Source organism: Cycloclasticus pugetii PS-1, from assembly GCF_000384415.1.
In the GTDB taxonomy this organism is placed as follows: Bacteria; Pseudomonadota; Gammaproteobacteria; order Methylococcales; family Cycloclasticaceae; genus Cycloclasticus; species Cycloclasticus pugetii.
Window position 1 is genome coordinate 1 of record NZ_ARVU01000001.1, and the last position, 24754, is coordinate 24754.

A 24754-nucleotide genomic window follows, 5' to 3' on the forward strand; every position below is an offset into this window, starting at 1 on the left:
TGTTTAAATAAAGATTCCCGCCGTAGTGTCGTTCTCTAATGAATCTTTTTTACTGTGGATAACTTTCCCTTTAAGGGGTATTCTTATAAGCCATTCGTTTCAATTTTATCAAGGATTAATGTGTCATCTCTCTGGGAGCAATGTTTACAACGATTAGAGGAAGAAATTCCCCCTCAACAAATAAATACCTGGGTTCGCCCTCTTCAAGCTCAAACTAATAATGATGAATTGCTTTTATTTGCGCCAAACAAATTTGTATTAGATTGGGTTTCAGATAACTATATTGAAAATATAACAAATATAATCAATAAGTTAACTGAAAATAAAATTAAGCTTCATCTTAAAATAGGCAGTTCAAAAGTACAACCTTCGCCCGCTACTGTCAGTAAAAAAACGACGACTAAAGCTAATAACACACCCAGTGTTTCCCATAATCTTAATAGTGCCTTTACTTTTGACTCTTTCGTTATGGGTAAATCTAATGAGTTAGCCAAAGCCGCGGCTATACAGGTATCGGAGAACCCGGGTGTTTCATACAACCCGCTTTTTATCTATGGGGGAGTAGGACTCGGTAAAACGCATTTAATGCACTCCATAGGCAATGCCATTCTTCAAAAGAACAAAAACAAACGTGTGTCTTTTTTATCATCCGAGCGCTTTGTATCCGGTATGGTCCAATCTTTACAGAAAAACACCATAAATGATTTTAAAAACTACTATCGTTCATTAGACCTATTACTTATTGACGATATCCAGTTTTTTGCAAAGAAAGAAAGGTCTCAAGAAGAATTCTTTCATACCTTTAACACTCTCATTGAAAACAATAAGCAAATCGTCCTAACCTGTGATTGCTATCCAAAAGAGATTAATGGTTTAGAAGAACGACTTAAATCTCGTTTTGGTTGGGGCTTACCAATTCCCATTGAACCGCCAGACTTAGAAACACGGGTGGCTATTTTAAAAAGTAAAGCCGCGTTAAGTGGCGTTGACCTAGCTGATGAAGTTGCTTTTTTTATGGGCAATAGAATTAAATCCAATGTTAGAGAACTAGAAGGGGCCTTACGCAGAGTTTTAGCAAATGCGAACTTTACCGGTAAACCTATTACCTTAGATTTTACTAAAGAAGCACTCAGAGATTTGATTGCTCTACAAAACAAACGTATTAGCATTGATAACATTCAAAAAACGGTTGCTGAGTACTACAAAATAAGGACATCTGACTTATTGTCTGCTAAACGAACAAGATCAATCGCTCGCCCAAGACAAATAGCAATGGCTCTGGCAAAAGAACTTACTCAATACAGCTTGCCAGAAATAGGGAATCAATTTGGTGGCCGGGACCATACGACCGTTCTTCACGCAACGCGAAAAGTAAAAGAGCTAAGAGACTCTGATCAATTGATTGATGAAGATTATATTAACCTGTTAAGAACCCTATCGCATTAATTAGGTGTAAGCTGTGGATAAAATTTGAGATGTTTTTACAAACAAGTTATCCACAATAGTTTTTATATTTAACAACACCTTTTAAAATAACGTAGGTTATTGATTTAAAATTAATAATTAAAAATACTAACCGATTTTTAATTCCTTATAATCATAATAAGTATTAAGAGATATGAAATTAAATATTAATAAAGAAGATCTATTAGAGCCATTACAGAAGGTTTTTGGTGTTATTGAAAAAAGACAGACCTTACCGATTTTATCGAATGTTTATTTATCGATTAACAATGGTACGATCAAATTCACAGGCACAGATTTAGAAGTACAGGTCAGCGCTAAATCCATATTGATAGGGGAAGATAGCTTTAATATAACGATTCCTGCAAGAAAGTTATTAGACATCTGTCGATCTTTACCTGATCACTGTGAATTAAATTTATCTTTCAATGATGGTGTTCTTATTATTAAATCAGGCAAAAGCAGATTTACACTTAGGACACTGCCATCAGATGAATACCCTCTTTTCGATGAATCAAGTTACCTAAATCAAATAAGCATTAACCAAGAGGTTTTATTAAAAGCCTTTAGTAAAACTATTTTTTGTATGGCACAACAAGATGTTCGTTATTATCTAAATGGTTTAATGATGGAAATTGTTGATGGTGAATTACAAACTGTCGCCTCAGACGGTCATCGACTAGCCCTATCTAAAAATAAAATTGATAATGAAAATCAATCCATTAACCAGGTTATCATTCCAAGAAAAGCAGCCCAAGAATTACTCAGACTAATGGATAAATTTGAAGGTGCTGTTGAGATAAAGATCGCTAAAAACAGTATTAAATTCTCGTTGGGTGATGTTGAACTTAATGCAAAGTTGATTGATGGACGCTTCCCTGATTTTAATAATGTAGTCCCTGAACAAAGTAAACATAGCTTTAATATCAATAAGTTATCTTTTAAATCCGCTTTATCTCGTGTTTCCATTTTATCCAATGAAAAATATAAAGGAATACGTTTAGACTTATCAAACCAATTAATGACTATTAATGCTAATAACCCTGAACAGGATGAAGCCGAAGAAGAAGTAGTGGTTGATTACAATGGTGATGAGATGAGTATGGGCTTTAATTCAAGTTATTTAATGGATGCCCTAAATGTAATTGAATCGGATAATGTGTTAGTTTCTTTTACTGATACAAACAGTAGTTGCTTGCTTGAAAACCCAGAAGATAAGAGAAGTCAATTTATTATTATGCCAATGCGTATATAAACATTTTTACTGTAATTATTTTTCTTGTCTTTAGTCGATATTCAAATTAAAGATGTTAGGAATATTGAAAATATAATATTCCAACCATCTCCTAAGCTTAATATTATTGTTGGGCCTAACGGGAGTGGAAAAACATCAATTCTAGAGTCGCTTTACATACTAAGTAGGGCGCGCTCTTTTAGAACGCAAAATATCACTAAGGTTCTCTCACACAATAAAGATAGCCTTATTGTTTTTGCCCAATTAGCTTATGTGAACGTTTCTCATAAGATAGCGATCAAAAAAAACAAACATAAAACCATTATCAGGATAAATGCTCGATCAGAAAAAAAATCTTCTGAATTATCCCGTCTGTTTCATGCACACCTTATCAGGCCTGAATCCCAAACATTATTAGAAAATGGTGGGGTTGATAGAAGGGCTTTTATTGATACCGGTGTGTTCCACGTGAAACACTCATTTTTGAATATATCGAAGCAATATAACCACTTATTGAAACAGAGGAATAAGTTATTGAAAACCAAACAATTAGATACATTAACTGTTTGGAATAATAAACTGATTGAATACGGTACAATAGTCAGTCATGAAAGAGAGAAGTATCTTGAATTGTTAGATAAAGAACTTAAAGGTATTGCCTGTCAGTTTATTGGTGATGCAGAGGTTACTTTAAATTACTTAAAAGGCTGGGATAAAAGCTTATCGTTTGAGGATGCGCTTAATAAAGCAAAGGACCGAGATATCTTGTATGGCTTCACCACAGCAGGCGCGCATAAAGCAGATATTAAGGTTCTGGTTAATGGAAGGTTAGCACAGGATTATTTATCCAGAGGGCAGATGAAACTGCTGGTCATTGCGATGTATTTAGCGCAAATTAAGTTAATGCGTGATCGAGTATCTAAGTCGGTTTGTGTGTTATTGGATGATTTAGGTGCTGAGCTTGATAGGGAGAATGTAAGAAAAGTAATGTTTTTTTTACAGAAACTAAATATACAGACTTTCGTGACGACAACAAATATAGATTTGTTTTTAGAGTTTATTGATGCGAAAGAAACTAAGGTGTTTCACGTGAAACGTGGAGTTATGCAGATAGAGGATAGTTAAGTGAGCGAAGAAAAAAACAATGAGACTTATGATTCATCAAATATACAAGTTCTAAAGGGCTTAGATGCGGTTAGAAAGCGCCCGGGAATGTATATAGGTGATACCGATGATGGTTCAGGCTTACATCATATGGTGTTTGAGGCGGTTGATAATTCTATTGATGAGGCTTTAGCAGGCTACTGCACAGAGGTTGGTGTAATTATTCATGAAGATAATTCGGTTACTATCACAGATGACGGTCGTGGTATTCCTGTTGATATCCATCCCGATGAGGGGAGATCAGCTGCTGAAGTCATTATGACGGTGCTCCACGCAGGCGGTAAGTTTAATGATAACGCTTACAAAGTGTCCGGTGGATTGCATGGTGTGGGTGTGTCTGTTGTTAACGCGCTATCTGACGAATTAGAGTTAACTATAAACAGGGAAGGTAGTCAGCATTATCAGCTGTATAAAAAAGGTGAACCTGTAGAGCCGTTAAAAGTTGTAGGACCAACTGAAAAAACAGGAACAAGTCTGAGGTTTAAACCAAGTATCGGTACCTTCAGTAATATTGAATTTCATTTTGACTTATTGGCAAAAAGGCTACGAGAATTATCGTTTTTGAATTCTGGTGTAAGAATTAGGTTATCGGATGAGCGCACCGCAAAAGAAGAGATCTTTGAATATGAAGGTGGGATTAAAGCGTTTGTTAATCACCTAAATAAAAATAAATCTCAAATCCATGAAAATATTATTTATATCAACGTAGATAAGAATGATGTGAATGTGGAGGTGGCTTTGCAATGGAATGATTCTTATCAAGAGAATATTTTTTGTTATACAAATAACATTCCTCAGAGAGATGGGGGGACACATTTAGCAGGTTTTAGAGCAGGTCTCACTCGAACATTAAATCAATATATAGAAGGTAGCGGCCTAGCAAAAAAACAGAAGGTGACAACATCGGGTGATGATGCGCGTGAAGGGCTGACGGCAGTCTTATCAGTTAAAGTACCAGATCCTAAGTTTTCATCACAAACGAAAGACAAATTGGTGTCTTCGGAAGTGAAATCCATTGTTGAGTCATCCTTAGCTGAAGCGCTACAAGAGTTTTTGTTAGAAAACCCAACAGAAGCAAAAGAAATAGCTGGCAAAATGCTAGAAGCAGCCAGGGCGAGAGATGCGGCTAGAAAAGCAAGGGAAATGACACGACGTAAGTCTGCTTTAGATATTGCTGGTTTGCCTGGGAAATTAGCTGATTGCCAAGAAAAAGACCCTGCATTATCAGAAATATTTCTAGTGGAAGGGGACTCGGCTGGAGGCTCAGCAAAGCAAGGCAGAGATCGAAGAACTCAAGCGATATTGCCGTTGAAAGGAAAAATACTCAATGTAGAAAAAGCTCGGTTCGATAAAATGTTATCGTCGGATGAAGTGGGAACCTTAATAACAGCATTGGGTTGTGGTATTGGTAAGGAAGAGTATAAGCCAGAAAATCTTCGTTATCATAAGATCATTATCATGACAGATGCCGATGTGGATGGCTCACATATACGAACATTGTTATTAACTTTTTTCTATCGCCAAATGCCTGAGTTGATTGAGAATGGTAATGTCTATATTGCGCAACCGCCTTTATATAAGGTAAAAAAAGGTAAACAAGAATATTATGTTAAGGATGATAATGAGCTGAATAGTTACCTTCTACAATTGGCTTTACAAAAAGCAAGTTTAGTTATTAATGAGACAACACCAGCTATTACAGGGCTTGCGCTAGAAGAACTTGCAAAAGAACATATTCAAATTGAAGGAATGATTGCGAGACTGGCGGGGCGTTATGATGAGTTGATTTTAAACGAGCTATTGGTTTCTACTGAAATAACAGAATCTGTTAGTGAAGACGAGTTAAATGATTGGTTACAAGACTTAGAAAAAAACCTAAACGGAATAGAAAGTTGCCCAACCCAATATAGTTTGTCATTAAAGTACCAACAAGATAATTGGTCGGTTCACTGTATAACCATGTCTCATGGAGTAGAGAAATCTTTTGAAATGCCACGTCTATTCTTTAAATCAGGTGAATATAAACGCTTAGTCAGTTTTGGTAAAACATTAGTGGGTATGTTTGAGGAAGACACGCACCTTAATATTGCTGATAAGAAACATACTGTGACTAGTTTTAAAGAAGTTTTTGAATTATTAATGAAAGAAGCAAGAAAAGGTCAACAAATCCAGCGTTATAAAGGGCTAGGAGAAATGAACCCAGATCAACTATGGGAGACAACATTAGATGCAGACTCAAGACGTTTATTGCAGGTAAGAATAGAGGATGCCATTGCAGCTGATGGAGTGTTTACAACATTAATGGGAGATGAAGTAGAACCTAGGCGAAACTTTATAGAAAAAAACGCATTAGAAGTAGCAAACTTAGATGTGTAGTTTTTTATGAAAAAATAACACACATAAACCAGAAGGGTTATGAGTCGTTTAAAAGTATCAAAGGCGGAAATTAAATTTCCGCTTTTTTTTGAAAAATCGGAAATGAATTTCACTAAAGGCTTTATCCTTTGCTGTAGAGCTTAAAAATAAAAAACGCATACAAACGGGTTGCTTTATGTGAAAAGGCTTCTTAAATAAGCTTTCAGGAGCTTATTTTTACCCTGGATTTAAAAAAATTTATTGAAGCCGTGTGAAAAACAAATTAAATAATTACAAGATAGGTATATTTAAGGTATGTATTAATTGTCGAAACATCTGTTAGCAGAGGTTTAGATAGTTTGATTCCTTATAAGAAATAAAAGCAATGGTTAGCTTTACCAATATAAGCCTGTATTTATTCATCGAATGATGCAAGATCACAAAGTAAATCAGGTCTAGGTTTGTTTAAGAGAGGGTTCTTTTATTTTAGCGATTAGTTTATATCTGGAAATCGCACCAAATTAATTCATTAATTTTTTTAGGCTCATTTTTATGAGCTTTTTTTGTGCAATAATTCTAAATATATAGTCATTATCCATTAAAAACAAAGGGTTATATTCTGGCATGATATTCGCATTTTAGTACCTTCCATTGACAAGATAAAAGGTAATGAATGATGAAATATTCAGGAAAAGTGACAGGGATTGCGGCATTAATTGCTGCTCAAGTCATGACTGGTTCTGTATTGGCTGGTGCAAAATTTGAAGGTTCAGATGGTAAATGGATAAGTTTCGGTGTGGGCGTGAGAACAAGTTTCACTGCAGTAGAGGATGCGTCGCCTAGTGGGGATGATTGGTCAAATGATTTTAACTTGGATAGCGCGCGAATCTATATTAATGGTCAAATTTCTGAAAATTTCGGGTTTGAATTAAATACCGAGACATTTTGGAGTAGTTCTAATGCACCATTTGATGAGGAGTTTGGAATTTTAGATGCTATTGCAAAGTTTAAGATTAACCCTGCACTAAATATATGGGCTGGCCGCATGCTAGTGCCTGCTGATCGTGAAGAAATGAGTGGTCCATACTACGCCAATATATGGAATGCTTTTAAAACCCCATTTGGCCCTGCTGATCAAGGAGAAGATCATGGAAAAGGTAATGCAGGTCTATATGGCCGTGATGAAGGTGTAACGGTATGGGGTCGTTTAGGAGCTGAGGAGCGTTTTACCTATGCTGTCGGTGTTTTTGAAGGTTATGAAAGTGCAGGGATGGGTGATGCGGACCCAGATGATAACTTTTTATATGCAGCGAGGTTCAGTTATAACTTCTTAAATGTTGAAAAAGCACCTGGTTATTACACAGGTAGTACATCATACGGTGCAGCGGGCGATATTTTTACTGTCTCAGTGGCTGCTCAATTTGAGGAAGATGCTACCGGTATTGTTGGTGATTTAGGTGATTTCACAGCCTTATATACAGATGTTTTATATGAAAACGTGTTGGAAAACGAAGGTGTTTTGACCATTGAAGCAGCCTATAAAGACTTTGATTTAGACGGAAAAACAAATGCATTTGGTTTATTTGAAGGTGATTCATGGAAAGCAACAACACTTTACTTGTTTCCAAACAAGTTAGGTATAGGCAAGGTTCAACCTTACTTTTCTTACTCAGAAGTAAACCCAGATAACGGCAGCGATTCTGAAACAATTGATGCTGGTTTTAATTATGTTATCGATGGGTTTAACTCTCGAATTTCTGTGGCTTACTCAAGCACAGACAACGGAACAAATGATATGGATGCTTTTGTTATCGGTTATCAATTCCAGTATTAATAATTAGCTCAACACTATTAAATAGGGAAATCAAAATGAATATAAAACGAAAATTAGTTACATCATTAGTTTCAGCAGGTGCCTTAATAGCAAGTAATGTCTATGCGGCAGAAGATACAATTAAGGTAGGGGTATTGCATTCATTATCAGGCACCATGGCAATCAGTGAAACGACATTAAAAGATACGGTTTTAATGTTAATTGAAGAGCAAAATAAAAAAGGTGGTTTGCTAGGGAAGAAACTAGAACCCGTTGTGGTTGATCCTGCTTCAAATTGGCCATTATTTGCTGAGAAAGCGAAGGAGTTAATTGATAAAGATAAGGTATCAGCGGTATTTGGTTGTTGGACTTCAGTGTCACGTAAATCAGTATTACCTGTGTTTGAAGAGTCAGACAGTATACTTTTTTATCCAGTACAGTACGAAGGCGAAGAGTCTTCTAAAAATGTTTTCTATACTGGGGCTGCACCTAATCAACAAGCTATTCCAGCGGTAGATTACCTGATGAGTGACATTGGTGTTGAGCGTTGGGTATTAGCCGGAACTGATTATGTCTACCCACGAACAACAAACAAAATTCTTGAGGCGTATCTGAAATCAAAGGGTGTTGCAGCAGAAGACATTATGATCAATTACACTCCCTTTGGTCATTCAGATTGGCAGTCAATAGTCTCTGATGTAAAGAAATTTGGTTCAGCAGGGAAGAAAACAGCAGTGGTTTCTACCATTAACGGTGATGCTAATGTTCCTTTCTATAAAGAGCTTGGAAACCAAGGTATTTCAGCTGAAGATATTCCTGTTGTAGCCTTCTCAGTTGGTGAGGAAGAACTATCAGGTATGGATACTAAACCATTAGTTGGCCATTTGGCGGCATGGAATTACTTTATGAGTATTGAAGCTGAGACAAATGATAAGTTTATTTCTACTTGGCATGATTTTACTAAAGATGAAAAACGGGTAACGAATGACCCAATGGAAGCGACGTATATCGGCTTCAATATGTGGGTTAAAGCCGTAGAAAAAGCAGGCACAACTGATTCAGCGGCTGTACAAGAGGCCATTATTGGCATTTCAGTTCCAAATCTTACAGGTGGTTATTCGTCGATGATGCCAAATCATCACATTACTAAGCCAGTTGTCATTGGTGAAATCCAAGATGATGGTCAGTTTGGTACTGTTTGGGAAACATCTGGTTTAGTGGCAGGGGATGCATGGTCAGATTACTTAGAAGGATCGAAAGACCTTATTTCAGATTGGCGTAAACCGCTTTCATGCGGCAATTACAATGTGAAAACGGCAAAGTGTTCAGGTCAAAACTTCTAATCAGTTGTAATCGCAAAATTTTTGGCCAGGCACAAGTAAGTTGAGGTTGTGTCTGGCCATGTATTTAAATTAAGAGATTAAATTGTACTTAATAACAGCAGACCTTTTCAGAAACACAATAATACATAAGAGTGTGATTCATGACATACGTAACTAGGATGGTCGTATTAATACTAATGGTAATGATACCTATTAGTTTTTCGTCTTTTGCTGATGATGGGATATCAGCCGATTTTGAAATTGTGTTAGCAGATTTAACATCATCTAAATTTAAAAAAAGGACGCAAGCGATAGAAAAACTCGTCAAAATTAATGACAAACGCTTGCCACTAGTAATTGATGCCTTACTACATAGTCAGCTTCATTACCGAAAAGCAGATAAATTGGTGGCTGTATTAACTGAAAAAACAGGTAAAGACTACGCAAGTGCAGTATTAACAGGTGAATCGCTGGGTGTTGCTATTTCATCAGAGTGGAAAAAAATAATCATCAGTAATCGTTTGCGTACAACGTTACGTGATGCGTTGGCGATGATTCAACTTAATGATGAAAATGCAACGATAAGGAAAACAGCTGTTGATCAGGTGTTAAGTCAAATAGATGTCAAGCAATTAGCCGCATTAGAAAAACGTTATAAGATAGAGCAGGATGATGACGTTAAAGAAAAATTAAATGTAGCTATTTCAACGCTAAAGCTTAAAAAGAATGAGGGTGATACACGAAACTTGATTGCAAATGTGAAAGACAGTGTTAACCCGAGTGTGCGTCAAGTATTGGCAGAAGTTATAGACAATGTAAACGATAAAGAAACGAAAAATCTTGCGACGAAAACATTAGCCAAGATTGATCAACGAGTTAGCCAGTATGCCAAAGTTGAAACCCTGTTTTTTGGTTTAAGTCTTGGATCAGTGTTAGTACTTGCCGCTATTGGCCTAGCTATAACCTTTGGTGTGATGGGTGTTATCAATATGGCTCATGGCGAATTAATTATGTTAGGTGCTTACACAACATATGTTGTGCAACTTTGGTTTCCAAACCTAATTGAATATTCAGTATTAATTGCTATTCCACTGGCTTTTATTGTTTCAGGATTGGTGGGAATTCTAATTGAACGAGGTATTATTAGGTTTTTATATGGCAGACCGCTTGAAACATTATTGGCTACATTTGGTGTCAGCTTAGTTTTACAACAAGTTGTACGATCAATTTTTGGACCCTTAAATCGAGCAGTAGAATCACCAACATGGATGAGTGGGGTGTGGCAGGTTAATGATGCTTTAGCACTAACGTGGAATCGGCTCTATATTATTGTTTTTGCAGTATTAGTGTTTTTCATTTTATTGTTTATTTTAAAAAAAACCACACTCGGTTTAAAGGTAAGGGCCGTTTCCCAAAACCGGACTATGGCCTGTGCAATGGGGGTTAAAGCAAACTGGGTGGATGCAATGACGTTTGGTTTAGGCTCTGGAATTGCAGGTGTTGCAGGGGTAGCACTTAGTCAGTTAACAAACGTAGGCCCTAACTTAGGGCAAGCCTACATTATCGACTCATTTATGGTGGTTGTATTTGGTGGGGTAGGGAATTTATGGGGTACGTTAGTTGCTGGACTAAGCCTAGGTATCACTAATAAATTACTCGAACCTTGGGCGGGTGCAGTGTTAGCGAAAATTATCGTCTTGCTATTTATCATTTTATTTATTCAGAAACGACCTAGTGGGCTATTCCCACAAAAAGGTCGGGCAGCAACTTAAAAGTGGGGGGATAAATAAAATGTATTTAAAGAAAATTTTAAAAGATGATGTCGGTGGTCAAGTTTTTCTTACTATTTTACTGCTCGTTAGTATTATGGTGCCGCTATTAAATTTAGTTGTACCAGAAGGAAGTGCCTTTCACTTAACAACCTATACAGTCACTTTATTAGGCAAGTATCTTACTTATGCATTATTGGCGATAGCTGTCGATTTGGTTTGGGGAGTGCTAGGCATTTTAAGTTTAGGACACGGGGCTTTTTTCGCACTGGGTGGTTATGCGATGGGTATGTACCTTATGCGTCAGATAGGTGATAGAGGCGTGTATGGGAACCCTGAGTTACCAGATTTTATGGTTTTTCTTAACTGGACTGAATTACCGTGGTTTTGGCAAGGCTTTGATCAGTTTTGGTTTGCAGCGATTATGGTTATGTTAGTACCGGGTTTATTAGCCTATCTGTTTGGCTGGTTAGCTTTCCGTTCTCGTGTAACAGGTGTTTATTTATCAATCATGACTCAAGCATTAACTTATGCACTAATGTTAGCGTTTTTTAGAAACGAGCTTGGTTTTGGTGGGAATAATGGTTTAACGGATTTTAAAGATATTCTCGGTTTTTCACTGCAAAGTGATGCAACTAGAGTGGGTTTATTCTTTGCTTCGGCTGTGGCGCTAGCTTTTGGTTATTTAGCTTGTCGAGCGATCGTACAATCTAAATTAGGTCGCGTTGCAATAGCGGTACGAGACTCAGAAGATAGGCTTCGCTTTATTGGTTACCGAGTTGAAAATGTAAAACTGTGGATATTCACTTTTTCTGCAATTCTTGCAGGCATTGCTGGTGCCTTGTATGTACCACAGGTTGCGATTATTAATCCAGGTGAATTTTCACCATTACTCTCTATAGAAATGGTCGTTTGGGTAGCGATTGGTGGACGGTCAACACTATATGGTGCGGTAATAGGGGCGATTTTAGTGAATTTTTCAAAAACATACTTTACCGGTGCATTTCCTGAGGTTTGGTTATATGCACTAGGCGGGTTATTTATCTTTGCAACCATGTACCTACCGCAAGGAGTAGCCGGCTTATTCAAAAAAAGCAAAGAGGCTACGGTATGAGTACATTAGATATGGTGCGTGATGTATTGCGCCGAGATGAGGTGTTTGATTTATTAAAGCCGGATATAAATCCTAACCTAGAGGTTAGTAAAGACATTATTTTATATATGGAAGATGTCAGTGTGAGCTTTGATGGCTTCAAAGCCATTAATGATCTTAACTTATATATTAATGATGGAGAGTTACGTTGTATTATCGGTCCAAATGGTGCTGGTAAAACAACGATGATGGATATTATTACCGGCAGAACTAAGCCGGATAGTGGAACTGTTTATTTTGGCCAAACGATGAACCTGCTTAGAATGACAGAGCCAGAAATATCGAATGCTGGTATTGGTCGTAAGTTCCAAAAACCAACAATATTTGAAAACCATACTGTATTTGAAAACCTTGAGCTATCGATGAAAGGTGATAAAGGTGTTTGGGCGACTCTATTTGCAACATTAACGGGCGAGCAACGGGATACTATTGACCAAGTACTTGAGAGAATTGGTTTACTTGAAAAAGCAATACTGCCTGCGGGTTTATTGTCTCATGGTCAAAAACAATGGTTAGAGATTGGTATGTTATTAATGCAACGGCCTAGGCTGTTATTAGTGGATGAACCTGTAGCAGGAATGACACATCAAGAAATGGAAAAAACCGGGGAACTACTGACCTCACTGGCAGGAGAGCATTCTGTTGTAGTTGTAGAGCATGATATGGATTTTGTTCGTTCAATTGCACGCAAAGTGACCGTGTTACATCAAGGGAGTGTGCTTTCAGAAGGAACCATGGATGAAGTGCAGAATGATGAGCGTGTTATTGAAGTCTATTTAGGTGCTTAGCGATGTTAAAAATTGAAAAATTAAATCAATTCTATGGTCAAAGTCATACATTGTGGGATTTAGATATAGAAATACCTAAAGGGAAATGTACCTGTTTGATGGGGCGCAACGGTGTTGGAAAAACCACTCTAGTCCAAAGTGTGATGGGAATTTTGCCAACAAAATCTGGAAGCATGATGTTTGATGGTCAAGAGCTATCTAAATTATCTGCGGAAAAACGAGCGAGTTTAGGGATCGGTTATGTACCTCAAGGGCGACAAGTTTTTCCACTGTTAACGGTAGAAGAAAATTTAAAAATTGGATTATCATCACGCCGAGATAAGGTGCGAACAATTCCTGAGTCTATTTATGAAATGTTCCCCGTATTAAAAGAAATGTCACAACGCCGTGGAGGAGACTTGTCGGGTGGCCAGCAACAACAATTAGCTATAGGGCGTGCCCTAGCGCTTGATCCTGTTATGTTAATTCTTGATGAGCCTACAGAGGGTATTCAGCCAAATATAGTTCAAGAAATTGGCGATATTATTAATAAATTGAACAAAGAAGCTGGGTTAACCGTATTGCTTGTTGAGCAAAAGTTACCGATAACTAAAAAAGTTGCTGACCAATTTATCATTATGGAACGCGGGTGCGCAGTAGCTAAGGGTGAAATTGCTGAATTAACGGATGATTTAGTCAGTGAATATTTAACCGTATGAGTTCAGCATTAACGTCAACAATAGAGACAGAAACAGTGTCTGGTTGGGAGGCTCAGCTGGATTTAAAGTTTGCAGTGCAAGTGAATAAAACGGTGTTGTCTGCACGCCAACAACGTGGGCCCTTAGCTGTTCAGCGTGCATTTTATCCTGAAGGTGATGTATGTCACTTGTATATATTACATCCACCGGGTGGAGTGGTCGGTGGTGATCGCTTGTATATAAATGTGGATGTGGGGCAGCAGGCTAATACGCTATTAACTACGCCGGGTGCAACGAAGTATTACAAAAGCCAAGGCGATACAGCACACCAACAACAAAGGCTAACTGTAGATGAAGGGGCAGCATTAGAGTGGTTTCCCCAGGAAAATATTTATTTTCCTGGCGCAAAAGTTCATTTGAGAACTCATATCGACCTTACGCCAACAGCACAATTTATAGGCTGGGAAATGCATTGTTTTGGTTTACCAGCTAATCAACAAAAATTTACCGAAGGTCGCTTGCAGTTGGATTTTATGCTCAGTCGTAATGAGAGACCGCTATTAATAGAAAAAATGAACGTTGAAGCAAATAAATTGGAGTCACCAACCGGTTTACGTAATAATTCGGTGATGGCTATTTTTTTGGCAACGCCTGCAAACAACAGCATGCTAGAGATGGTGCGAACATTATTGACAGATGATAATAACGTATTGATTGCCACAACCTTAGTCGAAGACTGTTTATTGGTGCGATATTTAGGTGATTCTACGGAGCAATGTAGGAAAATATTCACTCGTCTATGGAGTGAATTAAGGCCATTGGTACTCAAGCGTAAAGCCTGTTCACCACGCATCTGGGCTACTTAGTAGGATTAATTATGAATTTGACCCCAAGAGAAAAAGATAAGTTATTAATTTTTACCGCAGGATTACTAGCTGAGCGGCGCAAAGCGCGAGGTGTAAAGTTAAATCACCCTGAAGCCATTGCTTATATTAGTTCGGCCATACTAGAGGGTGCGCGAGATGGACAAAGTGTGTCTGAATTAATGAATTTTGGTCGCACACTATTAACACGAGATGATGTAATGACAGGCATTGCCGAAATGATTCAGGAGGTACAAGTTGAGGCAACATTTCCCGATGGTACAAAGTTGGTAACTATCCATGATCCAATTGTTTAATAAAGTACGACAGGAAGGTGCCTTATGATTCCAGGTGAAGTAAAGGTTCTAGAGGGCTCGATTAAGCTTAACGTTGGGCGTGAAACAGTCCTTGTTAGTGTGGCTAATACGGGTGACCGTCCGATTCAAATTGGTTCTCACTATCACTTTTTTGAAACCAATCCTGCTTTAACATTCGATCGAAAAAAAACCTATGGGTTTAGATTAAATATAGCGGCCGGTACAGCGGTGCGTTTTGAACCAGGGCAAACGCGGGAAGTGGAGTTGGTCGCCTATGCGGGAGATCGAAAAGTGTACGGCTTTAATGCCGAAGTAATGGGTACTTTGGAGACGCACTCATGACCAGTATTAGTAGACAAGCTTATATGGAGATGTACGGGCCCACGACAGGGGATCGTGTTCGATTAGGTGATACCGAGCTTTGGATTAAAGTTGAAGATGACCGAACCATCTATGGTGATGAAGTAAAATTTGGTGGTGGTAAAGTTATTCGTGATGGAATGGGGCAGAGCCAACGTGTAGATGCGGAGGTCGTTGATGTGGTCATTACCAATGCATTAATTCTAGATCACTGGGGTATTATTAAAGCGGATGTTGGTATTAAACATGGACGTATTGTTGGTATTGGTAAAGCCGGTAACCCTGATGTACAGCCCGGTGTTGATATAGTCGTTGGGCCAGGAACCGAGGTAATTGCCGGAGAAGGCCAAATATTAACGGCAGGAGGTGTGGATTCACATATTCACTTTATTTGTCCTCAACAGGTTGAAGAAGCTTTGATGTCAGGTATCACCACCATGTTAGGTGGTGGTACCGGCCCAGCTACTGGAACTAACGCCACCACGTGTACACCGGGTATTTGGAATATGCATCGAATGCTGGAAGCAGCAGAAGAATTGCCGATGAATATCGGTTACTTAGCTAAAGGCAATGCCAGTAGTGAAGAGCCACTAGTAGAACAAATAACAGCCGGCGCGATTGGCCTTAAATTACATGAAGATTGGGGGACGACACCGGCTTCACTTGACACGTGCTTGTCAGTAGCTGAAAAAATGGATGTACAAGTCGCAATTCATACAGACACGTTGAATGAGTCCGGTTTTGTAGAACATACCTTAGGTGCAATGAAGGGGCGCACAATTCATACGTACCATACGGAAGGCGCAGGCGGTGGTCATGCGCCAGATATTATCAAGGCCTGTGGTGAACCGTTTGTATTACCATCCTCGACGAACCCAACAAGGCCCTATACGATCAATACGGTGGACGAACATTTAGATATGTTGATGGTTTGCCATCATTTAGATCCTAATATTGCTGAAGATGTGGCTTTTGCAGAGTCTCGTATTCGCCGGGAAACCATAGCAGCAGAAGATATTCTGCATGACCTAGGCGCATTTTCAATGATTGCGTCTGATTCGCAAGCAATGGGACGGGTTGGCGAAGTTATTACGCGCACATGGCAGACAGCACATAAAATGAAAGTACAACGGGGTGCATTAGAAACAGATGATGAGTTGTCGGATAACTTTAGAGCAAAACGCTATATTGCTAAATATACAATTAATCCTGCAATAACACATGGCATGTCCCATGAATTAGGCTCAATTGAGGTTGGTAAATTAGCTGACTTGGTTTTATGGTCACCCGCATTTTTTGCCACAAAACCAAGCCTAATTATTAAAGGTGGCATGATAGTAGCCGCTCCAATGGGCGATCCAAATGCATCTATTCCTACACCTCAGCCAGTGCATTATCGAACTATGTTTGGAGCACTCGGCGGTGCACGGCATGCAACTCGTATGACGTTTGTGTCACAAGCTGCTGCGAAAGATGATATTGCAGGCAAGTTAGGCTTAAAAAGCATGATTGGGGTAGTCAAACATTGCCGTGATGTATGTAAGTCGGATATGCTGCTTAATGATTATCAGCCTAATATTCAAGTTGACCCTCAAACCTATCAAGTGTTTGCTGATGGTGAGCAGTTGACCTGTGAGCCAGCAACAGAGTTACCGTTAACGCAACGATATTTTTTATTTTAATGATGCTGAAGTTAGTAAAAAAACTGAAAGAAGCGGCTGATGCGCAAGCAAGCTTAACCCTGCCACTGGCAAGTAGGGTTAAAAGTCGGCTACGATCAACCCTAGATGATGGTCGAGAAGTTGGCTTATTTTTAGAAAGAGGCCAAACTCTTTATCATGGAGACTTATTAGTAAGTACCGATGGGTTGGTTGTTAAGGTCATTGCTGCGGATGAAACCGTGTCGACAGTAAATTGCGATGATTATCTATTACAGGCAAGAGCAAGTTACCACTTGGGTAATAGGCATGTTGCCCTACAGATTAAACCCGGACAGCTGCGCTACCTTCATGACCATGTTTTAGACGACATGCTTAAGGGGTTTGGGTTAACCGTTAAGGTCGAAAAAGCGCCATTTGAACCTGAGCCAGGTGCTTATCAAAGTACTGGATTACATCACCATGAACATTAAGTAGGAGCTTTCTTCATGAATAAATTACTCGTAGCGATCGTCACTTTATTTCCAGCTTTAGCATATGCCCACCAAGAGCATGGGCACAACCTATCAGAAAATATTTCGCATATATTTTCAAATCCAGAACATGTGTGGCCTTTATCGTTGGGCATTGTTTTGATTGTTGTTATTGGGGCCGCTTTTAGTAAAAAGTAATTAATGCTGGAGTCTAATGTTAGTTTAATACGGCTATTACAATTGTGTAGTAGTGCGTTGCCGATAGGCGGATTCACATACTCACAAGGCATAGAATGGGCTGTTGAAGGACACTGGGTGAATAGTGAAAACGATTTGCGAGCATGGTTATTAGATCTTATAAAAACTAATCTGCAACAGCTTGAAATTCCAGTTTTTTTGAGAATGCTTAGAGCGTGTGAAGATAATGACGAATTAGCATTAAAGCGTTGGTCAGATATTTTATTGGCCTATAGAGAAACCAGTGAGCTGAGATTAGAAGAAAATAACCGTGGCCGAGCAATGACGCGATTATTAATAGATTTAGAGGTGGAGGCTTCTATTGATTTACAGTCAACACTGGCGAAAACTCAAACAGCTGGGTTTGCGTTAGCTGTCAATCAATGGGGTATTCCTGTCAATATAGCTGCTCATGGTTTTGCTTGGACTTGGCTGGAGAACCTAGTTATTTCTGGTGTAAAACTAATACCTTTAGGTCAAGTTTCTGGCCAACGTATTTTACGTGATTTAGCAAAGCCGTTAGCTACAGCAGTGGAGCAAGGGTTGGAAATTCTTGATGAAGATATAGGTAGCTCATCGCCAGCGTTGGCTCATGCTAGCGCACGCCACGAAACACAATATACACGATTATTTAGATCTTAACATTTGGGTAAAAAAGAAAATGATGAATAGTTCAAAAAAAATACCTTTACGAGTTGGAGTGGGTGGCCCTGTTGGGTCAGGTAAAACAGCTTTATTGGACTCCCTTTGTAAAGCGATGCGTGCTGATTACCAGTTAGCAGTGGTTACGAATGATATTTATACAAAAGAAGATGCGCAATTCTTAACTAAAAGTGAAGCGCTTGCAGCTGATCGAATTGTAGGGGTTGAAACGGGTGGCTGTCCTCATACAGCTATTCGTGAAGATGCATCAATGAACCTTGCTGCTGTTGAGGATTTGAGTGAGAAATTCTCAGATTTAGATCTAATATTTATTGAAAGCGGTGGTGATAATTTATCGGCTACATTCAGTCCTGAATTAGCCGATATTACAATTTATGTTATTGATGTTGCTGAAGGAGAAAAAATTCCTAGGAAAGGTGGCCCTGGTATTACGCGCTCAGACCTTTTAGTGATTAACAAAATTGATTTAGCACCCTATGTAGGCGCATCATTGGATGTAATGGATAAGGATACGAAGCGAATGCGAGTAGATAAACCTTATGTTTTTACAAACCTTAAGACCGGTGAAGGTCGCGCCAGCATTATCGACTTTCTAGTTAAAGAAGGCATGCTTTAAAGCCGAAACTTTACTCTGGATAGGTCAACTATACCTAATAAAACCTATTGCTAATGGGGTTATTAGTGATCACTTGAAAGCTATAAGAGTTGATTTAATAGCATGATAGTTAAGGGACACTAATAACGTTTTAAGGCGATTTGTTTGTTATTTCTTCCATCTGCCCTTCAATCCAGTTTTCTGCTTGTTGATTGAGCTCTTTGGCAGACATGGCGTTACTGTCGATCATTTTTCCAATTCGAACTTGAATCGTACCTGGGTGCTTTATGAAAGCATTTTTTTTCCAAAACTCGCCGGCATTATGTGCAACAGGAATAACCGGGTAACCAGACTTTTCCGCTAATAAGGCACCGCCTACCATGTACTTTTTTCGTTCACCAGGGGCTGTTCGTGTGCCTTCTGGAAAAATAACAACCCACCGACCAGATTGAAGTCGTTGACTGCCTTGTTTGATAATTTGTCGAAACGATTTACTCTTTTTTGAGCGGTCTATTGCAATAGGTTGCGTTAGTGCAAGCGCCCAGCCAAATAAAGGGATCCACAGCAGTTCTTTTTTTAAGACCCAGCATTGCTCTGGAAACATGACTTGTAACGCAAAGGTTTCCCAAGCAGATTGATGTTTACAAAAAATAATGCCATTACCTTTTATATTTTCTAAACCAGTTACCTGAAAATCCAGCTTACAAATAACTTTAAGGCCTTTAATAACCAGTTTAGCCCAGGTGCTAGCTATGGCGTATCTTATGTTATAGGAGAACGGAAAAGACAGTAGAACCAGTGGTGCAAATATAAACAAAGTAGTTACTTGGAATATAAAAAAAACAACCGATCGTAATCCGGGAATTAACAGTTTAAATAAGGATGTTTTGGCTTGCGTCATAAAGTGTCTCAAAAATAGGGTAAGGGAGCTCAGGGTTTTCTTGTTGAGTTTTTTTTCCTTTTCCGGTCAAAACAAGTATGGCTTTTGAACCAACTTCAGTTGCGGCTTGTAAGTCCCTTAGGCTATCGCCAATGACAATAGCGGCGTTTAAATCAATATTGAATTCTAGGGATAAATCATGCAATAAGCCAGGCTTTGGTTTACGGCAAGTACAATGATCATCAGGTGTGTGTGGGCAAAAGGCTATCCCAGTAATTTCACCGCCGGCTTGATGTATTAAATCGAGCATTTTGTTGTGCATGGCGGTTAAGGTATCTAAGCTAAAGTACCCACGACCTAAACCGGATTGGTTGGTTGCAATAAAAATTCGATGACCTGCTTTGTGCAAGTTAGCAATCGCAAGAATGCTACTTTGAATTGGGAGCCATTCATTAACACTTTTAACGTAGCTGTCACTGTCGATATTAATAACACCATCACGGTCTAAAATAATGTCTGGCTTGTTTATTTTAGTAAGCATTACTGTCTATCTAACAAATTGATATATCAGCTATTTTAATAAAATTAGAGTGAATTTTGTTAAGCAAAGCCAACCGCGAATGTTTAAGCTGTTCATCTTCGGCCATAATAAAAACGTGTTCAAAGAAATCATCGATGGGCGTTTTCAGCTTAGATAATACTTTTAGCGCTTCAATATATTGTTGTTGCTCGATTAATGGATGAGTCTGTGTTTCGATCAGTTGTAATTGTTCATATAGGTAGATTTCTTGCTGATCGACTAAACGCGAGGCATCAAAAAGCGCGCTGACATTGTCCGGTGCTTTCTTTAATAAGTTTTGAATCCGTTTATTGGCCTCAGTTAAGCTCATAGCTTCGTCTAGTTTAGAAAAATCTTTGACCGCACGAATACGATTCATAAAATCTACAGGTCGAGTACAGTCAACAGAGGCAACGGAAACGAATTGCTCAGGAGAGTAATGATTTGACAAACAATAGCCTTTTAAACGGTCGAGCATAAAATTTAAAACGAGCTCTTTGGTCTTATTTGCGTCAAACGTGTGGCTAAATTGCGCACAAGATAGGCTAATGAGTTCTTTTAGGTCAAGTTCGAGTTGACCTTCAATAATAATCCTTAAAATACCTAAAGAGGCGCGACGTAAAGCAAATGGGTCTTTGTCGCCGGTAGGTAATAAACCGACACTGAAAATCCCCACAACGGTATCGAGTTTATCAGTAAGGGCAAGAAGTTGACCTGTTTTGCTGGTCGGTAGCACACCACCCGACTGTTTCGGCCAGTATTGTTCTTGTAAGGCTTCGGCGACTTCATCTGGTTCGCCATTTTCTTTGGCATAGTAACGGCCTATAACGCCTTGTAGGCTAGCAAATTCGCCAACCATATCCGTTATCAGGTCTGTTTTACTGAGAAGTGCGGCGCGTGAGGCTAGTGCTGTATCACGCCCGAGTTGATCGGCAAGTTGAATAGAGAGTTTTTCAACGCGACGAGTTTTTTCACCAATAGATCCCAACTTTTGCTGAAAAATGACGTTATCTAATGAGCTGATTCGTTCAGCAAGTGTCTTTTTCATATCTTGTTGCCAGAAAAACTCAGCATCGGATAAGCGCGGGCGAATAACTCGCTCATTACCATGACTAACAGAGCTTGGGTTGTTGCTATCAATATTACTAATGGTAATAAAGTATGGAAGCAACTCGCCGTTCTCATCCAAAATAGGGAAGTATTTTTGGTTGATTTGCATGGTGGTAATGAGGACTTCTTTGGGGAGTGCTAAAAAATGGTCGTCAAAACTACCTGTTACGGCAACAGGGTATTCTACTAATGCAGTAATTTCATCTAACAGGCTAGGTTCGATGTGCGCTTGACCATTGACCGCGTTAGCAGCTTGAATGGCTTGCTGTTCAATAAGGGCTTTGCGGTCTACAAAAGAAGCGATCACGTGGGCATTAGCGAGCTTTTCATTGTATTGGCTGGCCTCTTCAATGGTAATAGGGCCAGGTGCATGAAAGCGATGACCGAATGAAGTATTTGAGGCGTTAACAGCAAAAAATTGAGTATTAATGACCTCATCACCTAAGAGCAATAATACTGAATGTACAGGCCGTACAAATGCATCGTTAGAATGACCCCAGCGCATACGTTTTGCAATTGGTAAGCGAGTCAAGGCTTTTTCTATAATGCTAGGAATAAGCGCTTTAGCCGATTGACCTTTTTCAAGCTTTTTATACGAAAGCCACTCGCCTTTATCTGTTTTCAGCGTGCCAAGGTCATCAAAATTAGTGCCACAACCACGTGCGAACCCTAAAGCAGCTTTAGATGGGTTGCCTTCAGCATCATAAGCAGCCGCTATAGCGGGGCCACGTTTTTCAACATGAATATCTTCTTGAGTTGTTTCGAGTGCTTCTACCCATACAGCTAAACGGCGGGGTGTGGCAAAACTATGAGTACGAGTAAAACCTAATTTTGCCTCTTCAAGGCCACTGCATATTGCAGATAGCAGGTGGTCGCGTAAGGTTTTTAATGTTGATGGTGGAAGTTCTTCACAACCGAGCTCAAACAATAAATCTTTTGTTTCGGCCATTACGGTGTCTCCTCAGTTTTTAGCATGGGGAAGCCTAGCGCTTCTCGAGAGGCGAAATATGTTTCAGCGACCATTTTAGAAAGGCTGCGGACACGTAAAATAAATCGCTGCCGTTCAGTCACAGAAATGGCGTGACGAGCATCTAATAAGTTAAAGGTATGCGAGGCTTTTAAAACTTGTTCGTAAGCAGGCAGCGGCAAACCTTTTTCAATTAAAAGGTTGCAAGCCTGTTCGCATTCATCGAATTGTTTAAACATGGCGTCTATATTGGCATGATCAAAGTTGTAAGCCGATTGTTCCACTTCATTTTGGTGAAATACATCACCGTAAGTAACGACACCCTTATTGGTCTTAGTCCAGACAAGGTCATACACACTTTCAACGCCCTGTATATACATGGCAATGCGTTCTAGCCCATAGGTGATTTCGCCGCTAACGGGGCGGCAATCTAAGCCGCCGACTTGTTGAAAATAGGTGAATTGGGTGACTTCCATACCATTTAACCAGACTTCCCAGCCTAAGCCCCAAGCACCTAAGGTAGGAGACTCCCAGTTATCTTCAACAAAGCGTATATCATGTTCAAGCATGTCTAAACCAAGATGACTGAGTGAACCTAAATATAAGTCTTGAATATCAATGGGCGATGGTTTGATAAGCACCTGAAACTGATAATAATGTTGTAGACGGTTTGGGTTTTCACCGAAGCGGCCATCGGTTGGGCGGCGCGAGGGTTGTACATAGGCCGTTGACCAAGGTTCAGGGCCTATGGCACGCAAAAAAGTGGCAGGGTGGAAAGTTCCAGCGCCCACTTCAAGGTCTAGCGGTTGAAGAATAGCACACCCTTGGTTAGCCCAATATTCTTGTAAAGCAAGGATAAGGCCTTGGAACGTCATAAGGTCTTGAGTAGATTTTGACACAGTAGTTTCGGCGGTTGTTTGAATAAAAAAGAGAAGTATATCTAATAAGCCTACACTTATCATTAAAGCAAGCTTAAATGCATAAGCTATTTAAGCATTTATACGAAACTTGAGGCCCTTTGGGTATAATGATCAATCAATGTATTTAAGAGAAGATTATGGCAACGCAACGTAAAGCGGTCGCACTGATATCAGGTGGTTTAGATTCACTATTAGCGGCAAAAGTTATGCTTGAGCAAGGGGTTCATGTAGAGGGTATAAATTTTTATACAGGGTTTTGTGTGGAAGGGCATACCCATGCAATTCGAAAAAAAGATAAAGCAAAACCGAAAAGAAACAATGCATTATGGAGCGCTGAAAAGCTAGGCATTAAGCTTCATATTATTGATATTATTGAAGAATATAAAGATGTTTTGCTTAACCCAAAGCATGGTTATGGCGCCAATATGAACCCTTGTTTAGATTGTAAAATCTTTATGGTGGGAAAAGCCAAAGAGTGGGCAGAAGAAAATGGCTTTGACTTTATTATTACCGGTGAAGTTATTGGTCAACGTCCGATGTCACAACGTAAGGAGACTATGCCGGTAATTTCTGAAGAGTCGGGCGCGGATGATTTGTTATTGCGCCCTTTGTGCGCGCAAAATTTGCCAGAAACGCTGCCCGAGCGTGAAGGCTGGGTTAATCGTGACCAATTGTATGACTTTAGTGGGCGGACACGTAAACCTCAAATGGCGCTGGCTGAAAAATTTGGCTTTGATGATTACGCCCAACCTGCTGGTGGTTGTTGTTTCTTAACCGATAAAGCGTATTCCGTTAAGTTAACTGATTTATGGGCTTCTCGAGGCAAACGAGATTATGAAATAGACGACATTATGTTGTTAAAAGTAGGCCGGCATATTCGACCAAAACCAAACTTTAAATTGATAGTGGCTCGTGAAGAAGGTGAGAATAATTTCTTACAGGGTTATAAAAAGCAGTTTATAACGCTAAGAACCATGAGTCATAAAGGGCCATTAACGTTGCTGGATGGAACGGCCAATGATGAAGACCTTAAACTAGCGGCACAAATTGTCGCACGGTTTAGTCAAGGTAGAGATGCAGAAACTGTTGATGTTGAAGTGACTGAGAACGGGGTTAATAAAAACTTTTCCGTAACGCCTTTAAAGGCGGATCAGATTCAAGATGCTTGGCGCGTATGATAGAGCTAGATGCACGCCGGTTAATGTGCCCTATGCCGGTTATAAAAACGCAAAATATAATAAAGACACTGTCTTCAGGTGATAAAGTAAGAGTCAGCTGTACAGATCCTGGTGTTATGCAAGATATTCCTGCTTGGTGTAGAATCAATGGACATACTGTTTTAAGCACAGAAGAAATTGATCACGAATATATCCTAATTATCAAAGTTGGAAGCGATTAAATAATATGTCTCAA

24 protein-coding genes are annotated in these 24754 nt (G+C 39.3%); 20 read left to right on the forward strand and 4 right to left on the reverse strand.

Features of this window, described 5'->3' with window-relative positions:
- Positions 1 to 120 precede the first annotated feature (120 nt).
- From dnaA to ureG, 18 genes are all read left to right on the forward strand, one after another.
- On the forward strand, positions 121 to 1446 hold the full coding sequence (dnaA, locus tag CYCPU_RS0100005) for a chromosomal replication initiator protein DnaA (protein ID WP_015004814.1): 1326 nt from the start codon (positions 121 to 123) through the stop codon (positions 1444 to 1446).
- Between the two features lie 172 nt (positions 1447 to 1618).
- Positions 1619 to 2719: a DNA polymerase III subunit beta gene (gene dnaN / locus CYCPU_RS0100010; protein ID WP_020161585.1), complete on the forward strand. Its 1101-nt coding sequence runs from the start codon at positions 1619 to 1621 to the stop codon at positions 2717 to 2719.
- Positions 2720 to 2743: 24 nt separating this feature from the next.
- The gene (gene recF / locus CYCPU_RS0100015) at positions 2744 to 3823 is read left to right on the forward strand and encodes a DNA replication/repair protein RecF (RefSeq protein ID WP_020161586.1); all 1080 of its coding nucleotides are present in this window, start codon (positions 2744 to 2746) and stop codon (positions 3821 to 3823) included.
- Positions 3824 to 6238 carry a DNA topoisomerase (ATP-hydrolyzing) subunit B gene (gene gyrB / locus CYCPU_RS0100020; RefSeq protein ID WP_015004817.1) on the forward strand — a complete coding sequence of 805 codons (2415 nt, stop codon included), beginning with the start codon at positions 3824 to 3826 and terminating at the stop codon, positions 6236 to 6238. It begins immediately after the preceding gene.
- Between the two features lie 652 nt (positions 6239 to 6890).
- Positions 6891 to 8051 carry a hypothetical protein gene (locus tag CYCPU_RS0100025; protein WP_026362527.1) on the forward strand — a complete coding sequence of 387 codons (1161 nt, stop codon included), beginning with the start codon at positions 6891 to 6893 and terminating at the stop codon, positions 8049 to 8051.
- A 35-nt stretch (positions 8052 to 8086) separates the two neighbouring features.
- Complete coding sequence (gene urtA, locus CYCPU_RS0100030; RefSeq protein WP_020161588.1) at positions 8087 to 9373, forward strand: urea ABC transporter substrate-binding protein; 1287 nt, start codon at positions 8087 to 8089, stop codon at positions 9371 to 9373.
- A gap of 140 nt (positions 9374 to 9513) precedes the next feature.
- Positions 9514 to 11124: an urea ABC transporter permease subunit UrtB gene (urtB, locus tag CYCPU_RS0100035; protein WP_232228488.1), complete on the forward strand. Its 1611-nt coding sequence runs from the start codon at positions 9514 to 9516 to the stop codon at positions 11122 to 11124.
- A gap of 19 nt (positions 11125 to 11143) precedes the next feature.
- Entirely contained in the window at positions 11144 to 12235 is a 1092-nt protein-coding gene (gene urtC / locus CYCPU_RS0100040) for an urea ABC transporter permease subunit UrtC (RefSeq protein WP_016390247.1), read from the forward strand.
- A complete protein-coding gene (gene urtD, locus CYCPU_RS0100045) occupies positions 12232 to 13062 on the forward strand; it encodes an urea ABC transporter ATP-binding protein UrtD (RefSeq protein ID WP_016390248.1) in 831 nt (276 codons plus the stop codon). The genes urtC and urtD overlap by 4 nt, the downstream gene beginning before the upstream one ends.
- A gap of 2 nt (positions 13063 to 13064) precedes the next feature.
- Positions 13065 to 13760 carry an urea ABC transporter ATP-binding subunit UrtE gene (gene urtE / locus CYCPU_RS0100050; protein WP_015004823.1) on the forward strand — a complete coding sequence of 232 codons (696 nt, stop codon included), beginning with the start codon at positions 13065 to 13067 and terminating at the stop codon, positions 13758 to 13760.
- Positions 13757 to 14605, forward strand: coding sequence for an urease accessory protein UreD (locus CYCPU_RS0100055; RefSeq protein WP_020161590.1), 849 nt, complete (start codon positions 13757 to 13759; stop codon positions 14603 to 14605). Before urtE ends, CYCPU_RS0100055 begins: the two co-directional genes overlap by 4 nt.
- 11 nt (positions 14606 to 14616) lie before the next feature.
- A complete protein-coding gene (gene ureA, locus CYCPU_RS0100060; RefSeq protein ID WP_015004825.1) occupies positions 14617 to 14919 on the forward strand; it encodes an urease subunit gamma in 303 nt (100 codons plus the stop codon).
- A 24-nt stretch (positions 14920 to 14943) separates the two neighbouring features.
- A complete protein-coding gene (locus tag CYCPU_RS0100065) occupies positions 14944 to 15261 on the forward strand; it encodes an urease subunit beta (RefSeq protein WP_020161591.1) in 318 nt (105 codons plus the stop codon).
- Positions 15258 to 16961 carry an urease subunit alpha gene (ureC, locus tag CYCPU_RS0100070; RefSeq protein WP_020161592.1) on the forward strand — a complete coding sequence of 568 codons (1704 nt, stop codon included), beginning with the start codon at positions 15258 to 15260 and terminating at the stop codon, positions 16959 to 16961. The genes CYCPU_RS0100065 and ureC overlap by 4 nt, the downstream gene beginning before the upstream one ends.
- A complete protein-coding gene (gene ureE / locus CYCPU_RS0100075; protein WP_015004828.1) occupies positions 16961 to 17410 on the forward strand; it encodes an urease accessory protein UreE in 450 nt (149 codons plus the stop codon). The genes ureC and ureE overlap by 1 nt, the downstream gene beginning before the upstream one ends.
- A gap of 15 nt (positions 17411 to 17425) precedes the next feature.
- Complete coding sequence (locus CYCPU_RS0100080) at positions 17426 to 17608, forward strand: hypothetical protein (RefSeq protein WP_016390251.1); 183 nt, start codon at positions 17426 to 17428, stop codon at positions 17606 to 17608.
- Between the two features lie 3 nt (positions 17609 to 17611).
- Complete coding sequence (locus tag CYCPU_RS0100085) at positions 17612 to 18289, forward strand: urease accessory protein UreF (RefSeq protein ID WP_020931757.1); 678 nt, start codon at positions 17612 to 17614, stop codon at positions 18287 to 18289.
- A 22-nt stretch (positions 18290 to 18311) separates the two neighbouring features.
- On the forward strand, positions 18312 to 18926 hold the full coding sequence (ureG, locus tag CYCPU_RS0100090; protein WP_020161593.1) for an urease accessory protein UreG: 615 nt from the start codon (positions 18312 to 18314) through the stop codon (positions 18924 to 18926).
- 130 nt (positions 18927 to 19056) lie between these two features.
- On the opposite strand, the gene CYCPU_RS0100095 is transcribed toward ureG, so the two are convergent.
- Genes CYCPU_RS0100095 through glyQ form a run of 4 tightly spaced genes read right to left on the reverse strand, consistent with a single transcriptional unit; the run spans position 19057 to position 23296 of the window.
- Positions 19057 to 19806: a lysophospholipid acyltransferase family protein gene (locus CYCPU_RS0100095; RefSeq protein ID WP_015004832.1), complete on the reverse strand. Its 750-nt coding sequence runs from the start codon at positions 19804 to 19806 to the stop codon at positions 19057 to 19059.
- The gene (gene gmhB / locus CYCPU_RS0100100; protein ID WP_020161594.1) at positions 19778 to 20326 is read right to left on the reverse strand and encodes a D-glycero-beta-D-manno-heptose 1,7-bisphosphate 7-phosphatase; all 549 of its coding nucleotides are present in this window, start codon (positions 20324 to 20326) and stop codon (positions 19778 to 19780) included. The genes CYCPU_RS0100095 and gmhB overlap by 29 nt, the downstream gene beginning before the upstream one ends.
- 10 nt (positions 20327 to 20336) lie before the next feature.
- Positions 20337 to 22403, reverse strand: a complete 2067-nt coding sequence (gene glyS / locus CYCPU_RS0100105; RefSeq protein WP_020161595.1) for a glycine--tRNA ligase subunit beta — start codon at positions 22401 to 22403, stop codon at positions 20337 to 20339.
- A complete protein-coding gene (gene glyQ, locus CYCPU_RS0100110; protein ID WP_198003976.1) occupies positions 22403 to 23296 on the reverse strand; it encodes a glycine--tRNA ligase subunit alpha in 894 nt (297 codons plus the stop codon). The genes glyS and glyQ overlap by 1 nt, the downstream gene beginning before the upstream one ends.
- A gap of 182 nt (positions 23297 to 23478) precedes the next feature.
- On the opposite strand from glyQ, the gene CYCPU_RS0100115 reads away from it, so the two are divergent.
- Positions 23479 to 24519: a tRNA (5-methylaminomethyl-2-thiouridylate)-methyltransferase gene (locus tag CYCPU_RS0100115; RefSeq protein ID WP_016390254.1), complete on the forward strand. Its 1041-nt coding sequence runs from the start codon at positions 23479 to 23481 to the stop codon at positions 24517 to 24519.
- Positions 24516 to 24740, forward strand: a complete 225-nt coding sequence (locus tag CYCPU_RS0100120) for a sulfurtransferase TusA family protein (protein ID WP_015004837.1) — start codon at positions 24516 to 24518, stop codon at positions 24738 to 24740. Before CYCPU_RS0100115 ends, CYCPU_RS0100120 begins: the two co-directional genes overlap by 4 nt.
- The last annotated feature ends 14 nt before the right edge of the window (positions 24741 to 24754 follow it).